This window comes from bacterium (assembly GCA_026398675.1).
Lineage (GTDB): Bacteria > RBG-13-66-14 > RBG-13-66-14 > RBG-13-66-14 > RBG-13-66-14 > RBG-13-66-14.
In genome coordinates, this window is record JAPLSK010000153.1 from 1 (window position 1) to 9,535 (window position 9,535).

General features: G+C 64.3%; 8 protein-coding genes. All 8 read right to left on the reverse strand.

The window, feature by feature from the left end:
• On the reverse strand, nt 1-277 hold a 277-nt coding region (gene rpoZ / locus NTW26_04240), incomplete at its 3' end, for a DNA-directed RNA polymerase subunit omega (protein MCX7021481.1).
• A gap of 7 nt (nt 278-284) precedes the next feature.
• A complete protein-coding gene (locus NTW26_04245) occupies nt 285-1,859 on the reverse strand; it encodes a peptidyl-prolyl cis-trans isomerase (protein MCX7021482.1) in 1,575 nt (524 codons plus the stop codon).
• A 40-nt stretch (nt 1,860-1,899) separates the two neighbouring features.
• The gene (locus NTW26_04250) at nt 1,900-3,174 is read right to left on the reverse strand and encodes a peptidyl-prolyl cis-trans isomerase (GenBank protein ID MCX7021483.1); all 1,275 of its coding nucleotides are present in this window, start codon (nt 3,172-3,174) and stop codon (nt 1,900-1,902) included.
• A gap of 3 nt (nt 3,175-3,177) precedes the next feature.
• Nucleotides 3,178-3,468, reverse strand: coding sequence for a zinc ribbon domain-containing protein (locus NTW26_04255; protein MCX7021484.1), 291 nt, complete (start codon nt 3,466-3,468; stop codon nt 3,178-3,180).
• A gap of 252 nt (nt 3,469-3,720) precedes the next feature.
• Nucleotides 3,721-4,671: a PorV/PorQ family protein gene (locus tag NTW26_04260; GenBank protein MCX7021485.1), complete on the reverse strand. Its 951-nt coding sequence runs from the start codon at nt 4,669-4,671 to the stop codon at nt 3,721-3,723.
• Between the two features lie 113 nt (nt 4,672-4,784).
• Nucleotides 4,785-5,747 (reverse strand): PorV/PorQ family protein, encoded by a 963-nt coding sequence (locus tag NTW26_04265; protein MCX7021486.1) that lies wholly within the window; start codon nt 5,745-5,747, stop codon nt 4,785-4,787.
• A 10-nt stretch (nt 5,748-5,757) separates the two neighbouring features.
• Nucleotides 5,758-8,865, reverse strand: coding sequence for a C25 family cysteine peptidase (locus NTW26_04270; GenBank protein MCX7021487.1), 3,108 nt, complete (start codon nt 8,863-8,865; stop codon nt 5,758-5,760).
• On the reverse strand, nt 8,747-9,535 hold a 789-nt coding region (locus tag NTW26_04275), incomplete at its 5' end, for a hypothetical protein (GenBank protein MCX7021488.1). The genes NTW26_04275 and NTW26_04270, both read right to left, overlap by 119 nt.

Sequence of the window (9,535 nt, forward strand, 5' to 3'; positions counted from 1 at the left end):
CCTCGAGGTTTTTATCCTGATGAATTTCATTGAGGGCGACCACCGTCGCCTTCTCCGGACGCGGGACCCCGTAACGCAGCCTGGAGGCGTTTATCTCGCGGGCCAGCTTGGCCGTCTTCATGACCAGATCGTAGCGGTCCTTCGCCCTGGCGATGAGCTCCTCGAGGGATATCTGGTAATAGCTGGCGAGGTCCGTGGACCTGGCCTGCAACCGCTTGGGTTTAGCTTCCTCTTCAACCATGCCCTCGGTCTCAGGTTCGTAAACGTTTTCGACCATTTCGCTCCTAAAGGCCTTCTGGGAGTTCAACATCCTCGTCACGCATGTGCTCGAGCATGTAACGGGCGCTCTCGGCAAGGTCTCCGCGGGGCCAGTTTTCGAGGTATGTGTTGAACGCCGCCTCGGCCTCGTCGTAGTTCTTCAGCTTGTCCGAGTACAAGAAGCCGATCATGAACTGGGCTTTGGGCGCCTCGTCGGAGTCGGGGTAGAATTCGAGGATTTTCTTGTAGTAGGTGACCGCGGTGGGCGGCGGGGCCGCCTCGGCCAGGGCGTAAAGCTCGGCCGGGCTTTCCTTGGGTTTCGGTTCGGCGAATAGGTTCTCCTCGTTCACCACCACGTCGTACTGATCTCGGAGTTCGTTGAAGAAATCCACGACGCGCTGGTTGGAGGCTTCACCGATCAATTGACCTCGGACCGACCCCCGCACCTCTTCGTAGGGTTTCTGGCGCGGGTACAGGTACGATACTCTCTGCGCGATAACCCAGCCCGCATCCAACGCGATCGGATCCGTGTACTCTCCGTCCTTCAAGTCTTTAATCGCGATGTTGACCACCTTGCGTGCAAACCGTCCCAGCGGGAGGATGGGCGAGGAGGGCTTCAGGTAGCCCAGCAGGCCGCCATCCGGTTTGGTCGTCTCGTCCTCGGAGTACTCTCCGACGACCCGCTCGAAGCTCTCGCCGCTATCCAGCGCCTGGTGCGCCGCCTTGATTTTATCCTCATCCGCGCAGACGAGGATGCGGATCTGGACCTGATCCTCGTCCAGGTAGTCCGTCATGTGCTCCTCGTAGTAACTGACGGCGTCGGCTTCGGGAACGAGGATGGAGTCGGCGATGCGGGACTTCACCTGATCGAAGCTCAACGGCTTTGAGTCAATCTTCTCCTCGACCAGGAGCAGGTGCCAGCCGAGCTGGCTCTGAACGGGGCCCGCCACCTCGCCCACCGGGAGGTCGAAGATAACCGCCTGCAGCTCGGGCACGGCGCCGAGCTGGGGGACGGGCATGTCCTTCGTCACCAGGCCCAGCATGCCGCCCAGACGTTTGGTCTTGACGTCCTGGGTTTCGGCCTTGGCCAGGTCGGAGAATGAAATCTCGCCTGCGTCGAGACGGGCTTTGCCCGCCAGGGCGTCCGCCTCGGTCGTGTAGAGGATGTGGCGCAGACGAACCTGGGCGTCGGTCATGAACTCGTCGCGGTGGCTGTCGTAGTACTCGCGGAGTTTTTCTTCGGAGTAGCCGTAGAACTCGCCGAAGACGCTCTCGTAGTAGGCGATGGCCAGGGTACGCACGCGGGTCTGTTCGATCTGGCGCTCCACCTTGGGATCCGAATCCAGTTTATCGTCGAGGGCGGCCAGGTAGAGCACCTGCTCCTGGATTATCTGATCCAGGAAGCTCCGCCGGGCCGCCTCGTCGACCAACTGGGACTGGTACTGGGCCGGCAGATCGGCTATCCGCTGCTCCAGGTCGTCTATGGTGAAGGGTTTGCCGTCTATCCAGACGACGGGACGGTCGTCCTGGGTCTGGGCCGGCGTCGATACACAGATCGACAGGACCGCAAGAACGGTACAGATGAAGACTGTTCTACGCATAGTGTCACCTCACCGATGACCAGTTATATCTTAGCGGTGGTTACTTATCTGAACTCTGGAGGTAGGCCGTGATGGCCTCTTCGTTGCGTTTGACACCCAAGTTCGTTTCGAGGGCGTCGTAGAATTCCTGCTCCTTCGCGCGGACGCGTGTCTCGAAGAGCTTCGACTGCGCTTGTGCGCGCACGGTTTCGTACTGTGACGCCTCGCCCGGAGTGAAATCGAGGACCTGGATCACGGCCCAGCCCCGGGAGAGCTCGAAGGGTTCGCTTATCCCGCCGGGTTTGATGGAAAAGGCCTTCTCCTCGACGGTTTTATCGTCCCCCGTTCCGGAAAAGAGGGGAAGGGACCGCCCCCTGAACAGGCGGGGAATCAGCCCGCCTCCGTCTTTGGTCGCGGCGTCGAGACTAACCTCGCTGGCGATTTTACCAAGATCCTCGCCGGCCGCCGCCCTGGCGATGACCCGTTCGGCGTCCTCCCGGGTGGCCGACAGGATGTAGCGCAGGCTCACCGCGTCGGGGCGGTCGAACTCGTCCCGGTGCGCATCGTAGTAGGCGCGGACGTCCGCCTCCGGGGCGAGGAGCGCCAGGACTATCTGGGGCTTGGCCTCGTCGAAGGAGAGGGGCTTGCCGGGGTTGAAGGCGTCCACGACGAACACATGCCAGCCCATCTGACTCTCCAGCGGTCCGAAAGGCTCACCCACCTTGGCCGAGAAGATGGTCTGGAGGATGTAGGGCGGGAGAACCTGATTGTCGGGAGACAACACCGGGAGCCGGCCGCCGTTCATCGCGCTCATCCGGTCCGTGGAACGCTCGGCGGCCAACTGGGTGAAGTCGGCCCCGCCCTGGAGCTCGGCGAGGACACGACTGGCGTCGGTTTGGTTCTCGGTGAGGATGTGCCTGACGTTGGCCTGGGTGGGCGACACCAGCTCGGCGGCGTGGTTCTTGTAGTAATCGTAGAACTCGTCTTCGGAGAAGCCGTAGTTGGCGAAGCTGATACGGAGGTAATTGGAGATGACCACGTCCCGGGCGGACTGCTCCAACTGGGCCTGCACGTCGGGAAGCTTGTCCACCCCCGCGGCGAGGGCCGACTGGTAGAGGACCTCCATCTGGATGGATTTTTCCAGAAGCTGCTCCCGACCCTGACTCGTTCCCGTCTGTATGAGCCCCTGGTCGCCGAGAAGGGTTGCCGTGCGCTGGAGATTCTCGACGGTCACCGCGCCGTCGCCGATGTTGGCCAGTACGGTCCCCTCCTCACCGCAGGCGGCGAAAAGTAGAACAACGGATAGGGCCAGGATCGCTGGGATCGCTTTTCGCACCGGTCACTCCTCGGGGTTGGGTTTTTTACCGTCGGTTTTCGCGGGACAGGTTTCGCTTGAATTGCATTCCGCGCATTCACGATCCCGCTTCTCGGCCTTTTTGTAGGATTCGGGGCGGTAGTCGGTGGCGTAGAATCCGGAGCCCTTGAAGATCAACCCCGCTCCGCTCGAGGGCAACCTCCGGATCGGGCCTTGACCGCACTCGGGACAACTCTCCGGGTCCCCGGAGGTGATGGGGAGGAAGAGTTCGAAACGGTTGCCGCAGTTCTCGCAGCGGAATTCGTAGGTTGGCATAGTTCGCTTTTGGGCGGGTCGAGCGGCTGAAAAGTATACTTGATACCGTCGCGCAGTGTCAACGTGCGGCGCGGGATGTGCCGGAGGCATAGCTCGCTTCGCTCGGTTTGCCGGAGGCATAGCTCGCTGCGCTCGGTTTGCCGAGGGCATAGCTCGCTGCGCTCGGTTCGCTTTTTAAAGACCGGCCGCCCATGCTTCGGCGGGCGGGTCAGTGGCCCCGCCCTTCCACCTGTACTCGCGAAGGAGCTGTGATTAAAAGGTATAGCTCACGCTGAAGCGGTTCTTCATGCCGAAGAGCTCACCTTCGGGCTGCTGGGCGAAATCGAACTGGATGCCCAGGTAACGCACGCTGAAACCGAAGCTGGTCCCCACAACCGCCGCCGATTCGTCGTAGTAGTAGCCGACACGCAGGCCGACGATGCCGGCGTACCAATACTCCGCGCCCACTCCGAGCACCGCCTCGCCGAGCTCCGTTCCCACGTCGTCGTTCAGCCCCAAAAGATACTTGGAGTAGTCGAGGCTGAACCGCATCTCGTTGAAATCGTCGTTGAATGGAATCTCGTAGGCCAGGCCGAGCTTCACCATGCGAGGCAGCGGCTCTTTGGCCGTCTGGTAGACGAGCGGCGTTCCCAGGTTCATCACCATGGCGCCCATCGAGAGTTTTTGCAGCGGCGTCCGCCATAGAACACCCGCGTCGAAGGCAACCGCCTGGGCCACGTTGGTGTTGGAAAGGTGGTCGTAGACGTACTTCAGCGTGCCACCCACACCCAGGGAGTCCTTGAAGACGTCGTACCCGTACGACAGACCGACACAGAGGCCGTAAGCGGCCATGTAACCGATGGGCTGGGGGCTGTCCCGGGTGATGGCGATGAGGCCGGCGTTGGAGTAGATGGCCCAGATGCCGAAGGTGCCGATGTCCTCGAAGTGGTGGATGTAGCCCAGGTAGTCGTAGTAGATGTCGTTGCCCTCGATGGAGCGGTCGGAGTGCATGGCGCCGACCATGTGGTCGGTGAAGAATCCGAGTCCGGCGGGGTTGTAGTAGGTGGCATGGACGTCGTCGGCCACGGCGCAAAAGGCCTTGCCCATGCCGCCGGGTCGGGCGCCGGGGTCCATCGTCAGCCAGGGAACGGTGATGCTGACCGCGTCGGCCAGGGCGACGCCGACCGGGATGAGAATCAACAAAACCAGAAACATACTGCGCATATCGTTCCCGCTATGGTTCCGGGACGGGGGTATGATAACACGCGAGGGTCGCTCGCTCAAGCCGACCTTCTCCCGCTTCCCGTATACGGTGGATTTACCGAATAGTTCCTTCTCTAGAAGGCGACCGCGATGCTGACCCGGTGGGTGGAGCCCAGCTCGTGGTTGAGCCAGCAGTAATCCAATGAAATCCCCCACAGCGACACCCCGCCGCCCAGGGTCAGCTTCCCCCGGTCGGCGCCCACGCGGGCCGAGAATACGTCGGCCACGGTGATCTCGAGGCCCCCGTGCAGGTCGAGGCTGATGTCGCCGAGATCGAGCTGCGCCGCATCGCCGTAGTCGGCGAGGATGAGCTCGGCGTCGCCGGAGAGGGTCAGCACGCTGTCTATCCCGGCCAGGTCCAAACCCCAAGTTCCCCCGAGCACCAGCCGCGGGTCGAAGGTGTCCGCGGTGCCGTTGCTCCAGGTTTTGACGGTGTAGGGATCGTGGATCACCAGGGCCAGCCCCGCCCGTTCCGCCGGTCGCCAGAGGACCCCCAGATCGAAGCCGAACCCGTCGGCGGTGACCGCACCACCCTCCGCCGTGTCGGGAATCAGATCGTCGTACAGGTAGCGGACGGTGACGCCCGCCGAGAGGTTCTCCACGAGCCGCCGGGCGTAGGTCAGCTGGAAGGCGTTGCTCGTGGAGTTCACCACGTCGTAGACCTCGGGCCTTCCGTCATCGCCCCAGCGGGTGAGCTTGATGTCGTCGTAGCCGGTGCGGATCCAGGACAGGGCGAAGGAGCCGAGGGCCTCGTCGGGGGTCCAGAAACCGGAAAGGGTGTCGTAGTTGACCAGGCCGGCGAAGCGGCTGGAGTGCATGAAGAGCCCGCCGTAGTTCCCGGCGAAGGCCAAGCCCGCGGGATTGTAGGCCGGTGCGGCGGCGTCGGCGGCCAGCGCCGAGTAGGCCCCGCCCATGGCCATCCCCCGGGCTCCAAAGCCCGCCGTCAGGTAGTCCCCGGCGTACAGGGTGTCCCCGTCGGCCGCGACCGCGGTTACGACGAGCATACCCAGAAGCACGGTCGGCTTTGTCACACGCACGGCTAGGCTCCTAGCGTAGCATTATGAATTTTTCGAAGGCCGTGGTCGTGTCGTCACCGTCGCGGGCTTCGAGGGAATAGAGATATACGCCGTTGGCCAGCGGCCGGCCCCCGTTGTCGTTCCCGTCCCATTCGATGACGTTGAACCCCGTGACGAGGTCGGTCGCCTCGAGGGTCCGCACCAGACGGCCGACGGGGGTGTAGATGCGGACGCACGCCTGGTCCGGGCGTGTGCTGGCGAAGAAGGTGAAAGCCGTCGGGCCCGGTGCCGGGTTGGGCACCACCAGCACCTCGGACAGGCCCAGACGGTCGGCCACCACCAGCTCCGCCGAGGCGGACCCCGGCTCGCCGAAGTTGTCGTAGCAGTAGAGCGTGAGCGTGTAATCCCCTGCGGGAAGCTCGAGCTGCCGTTCGACCACCCCCCGCGTGTAATCGCCGGGGACCGGCTTGTAGGCGTCGGTCAGGTCTATGTCGAAGCTGTGATTTTCAGCCTCGGCGACGAGAATGATGGGCCGGTCTATGTCGCCGGAGGCCATGGGCACCCCGCCGTCGGAGCGGATCAAAAGGATGCCCTGGGGGTCCGAGAGCTCGGCGGTGAGCTTGACGCTTCCGTCTATGTAGTCCCCGGAGGCGGTGGCGCCGTCGTCGAAGAAGAGGTTGACTTGGGGGCCCTCGTTGTCGGCGGGCGGGTCCACCGAGCCGACGATGGGCAGGCTCCAGACCTCGTCCCCCGAGAAGGGGCAGTCGGTGATCGTCTCACCTGTGGTCTCGTCCACCATGTAGGCCCGGAGCTCCAGGGTGTAGGGGTAAATCTCGTAGTCGGAGAGGTCGTCGTTCATGTCCAGCGGGAGGGCGATCTGGGTCCTGAAAGAGCCGTCAACGAGCTCCGTCGAGGCGGTGCCGACCAGGCGGTAGATGCGGGTCTCGTTGTAGGTGTAAGGCATCAGCGGGCGGTCGTAAGCCCGAATCTGGACGGTTCCCGTCAACTCCCTGGGGTTGTCCGGTGACTCTAGGGTCTGGACGCCCGTGACGACGATGACCGCACCCCGGGCGACGACGGTGCCCGAAGGTGGGTCTATGTCCAGGCCGGGGACGGCCCGGCGAAGCACGGAGGCGGAATCGCCGAACATCGTCTGTCTTTGGCTGTTTAAGGGGTCGTTGCCGAGGATGAGGTCCTGCATGTGGGCCAGGCCGAAGGCCGGTGTTTCGAGGTGCTGGTCCGGGTGGTAGAAGGCTTCGAAAAGCAGGCGGTGGTATAAGTCCTGCGAGGCGCCGCCCGAGAGCCGCGTCGAGCCGGTCGTGGCGATGCAGCCCAGGGGGTGCCACAGGAGGAGCTCGCTGACGCAGTTGCGGTCCATGGAGAGGGTCCGGTCGAAGTCGGCGACCGAGCAGGACGACTGGATTAAGAGCGGCGGGACGGGGCACTCCCATTGGTCGAAGTCCCGGTAGAGGGGCGGGCGGTTCGTCTCCGCCAGCTCGTGGGCCCAGGTGTGCCAGGCGCCGTGGCCGATGAAGCTGACCACGAGCTCGCCCTGACGGATGGCATCCAGGAACGCGGGCGTGACGTGCTCGCGGGTGGCCCAGCGGCGCTTGCCCACGTCGTACTTCTGGGGGGTGTAGTAGTTGTCCCGGGTCCGGGCCATGCCCAGGGCGGTCATGTAGACCTTGTCGGTGTACATCCCGGCCGGAGTGGAGGTCCGTAGCATGTTCTCGGCGTAGATGTCGAAGGTGATGGGCTCGTTTTGGGAGCCCGGGGGGGGGTCACCGTCGTAGTTCACGGTGTTGTCCGCCAGTAGGACGTGGTTGGTCTGCCAGCTGCCGCCCGGCAGTTCGGGGTAGACGCAAGCGAGGGCGACATACGTATCGAGCTGGGAGGGTTCGTAGGCGCTGATGCGCGTGAGGGCGACCTGGGGCAGCGGCACGTCCGAGTCGGGCTGCTCCTCGGGAAGAAGGGACGCGAAGTAGCCGTCGCAGGCGACGAAGTAGTGCTCGGGCGTGTAGGTGATGACGTACGCGGTGGGGAGCATGGCCTGGGGGAATTTTCTCCAGTTCGGGCCGAGGTAGCGGTGCTCGACGTCGCGGTAATCGCCGGACGTGTCGCCCACCAGGGTGACGAAGGTCAGCGGGTCGCCGACGCAGTCGGTCCAGGCGTGGTACAGGTAGTCGCGGATGGCGGTCGGGTCCAGCCGTCCGCCCGAGTACTCGTCGTAGATGTCGTCTACGCGGACTACCTGGACTCGGAAGCCCCTCGAGCGGTGCATCTCAACCAGGGGGTCCAGCGATGCGACGAGGTCCGGGTGGACGATGTAGACCAGGTCCGCGTCAACGGGGGAGTGGAGGTCCGACGGAGCGTCAAGGTAAACGTCCAGGGGAGGGAATGCCCGGGAGAGGTCCGCGACCGCGAGGTGGTAGTCCGGTTCGGCGTTCCAGGTAAAGGACGCGTCGCGGGAGCCCTCGGGGCCCGTGAGGTCGAAGTTCACCAGCGATTCACCACGCGTGAGATCCCAGATGGCGAGCGAGTCTCCGGTGACGTCGGTAACCCGCATAACGCGGTCGCCCGAAACGTCTGGCGGGCCCCAGCCTTCGAGTGAGCCCGACTGCATGCGCGGGCCGCGAGAGTAAATTACCTGGAAGCTGTCCGTGTACAGCCCCGCGTAAGACGAGGCTCCGGGGCTGTTGGAGCCGGGCACGGTCAGCTCGAAGGTCAGGTAGTTCGTCCCGTCCACCAGCTCACTCGAAGGTATGACCCCCCAGACCTCGTAGAGCCTCCCCGTATCGCTCACCTGAACCGTGATAACGGCGTCTTGAGGCGTCCCGGCTTCCGTCCCGGCGTAAACTCGCAGCGTCGCAATCCTGTCGAGCTGGTACGCCTTGAATCTAAGGGCCAGCCGCGCGTCGCCGCCTCCGGAGTCCTGGTCGAAGAGCTGGTATTCTTCCGTGACGGAATTATTCGTGTCCACCGTGTCCCAAAATGAGTAATCCATCCCCTTCTGCAAGTCATTAGCCCGGGCCATGCTCTGGTCCTCTTCCTCGCAGTGCAGTCTGCCCTGAAGCCAGCCCAGGGACGGTGAGCCCGACGGGGCGGCGTCGGTCTCCCGGAAACGACGGAGCGTCCACAAGGCCTAAGTCCAGGCCGGCCGCGCTCAGGTCCTCCGGGGTGACCCGGTAGAGCCCGTCCCCGCCCACCACGACCTTGAGGCGGGGCAGGGGGAGCTGGCCCGAGTGAAGCTGGTCCTCACGCGGGGGGGGCGGTGCCACGCGCCAGCCCTGTTCCCGGGCGTACTCGAAGTTGGGGGCCAGGCTCCGGGCCAGGTCAAGAGCCCAGGGGCTGTCGCCGGTCGAGGCGTCGGGGCGCAGGCGTCCGGTCGGGTAACGGAAGGCCACCTCGACCCGGATGCGCCGGTAGCCGGTCAACCGACCGTCGGCGTAACTCACCGGGCGAAGGAGGAATTGGGCCAGACGCCAGCCCCGCACCGTCTCAACCTCTCCGGATTCCGCGGTCGGCCGGGCGACGGACGCCAGGGTGGGGTCCAGCTCGTAGACCGGCACCATGGAAACCATGTCCCCCTCGCCCGACTCGACCCAACGCGGCGCGGGGAGGGGGTTGTCCACGTTCAGGGAGTACGGCTCGAGGACGAGCTCGGAAACGGTCGTGCCGGCGCCGGGAGGAATCCAAAGCCGGGCGCGGAACACGGGAAGACCCACGCTGCCCGGCAGGTCCTCGGTTGAGGTGCCGGAAACGCGTATCCCCGTGTAAGTCTCGTCCCCGACGGGCTCGGTGTAGGTTTC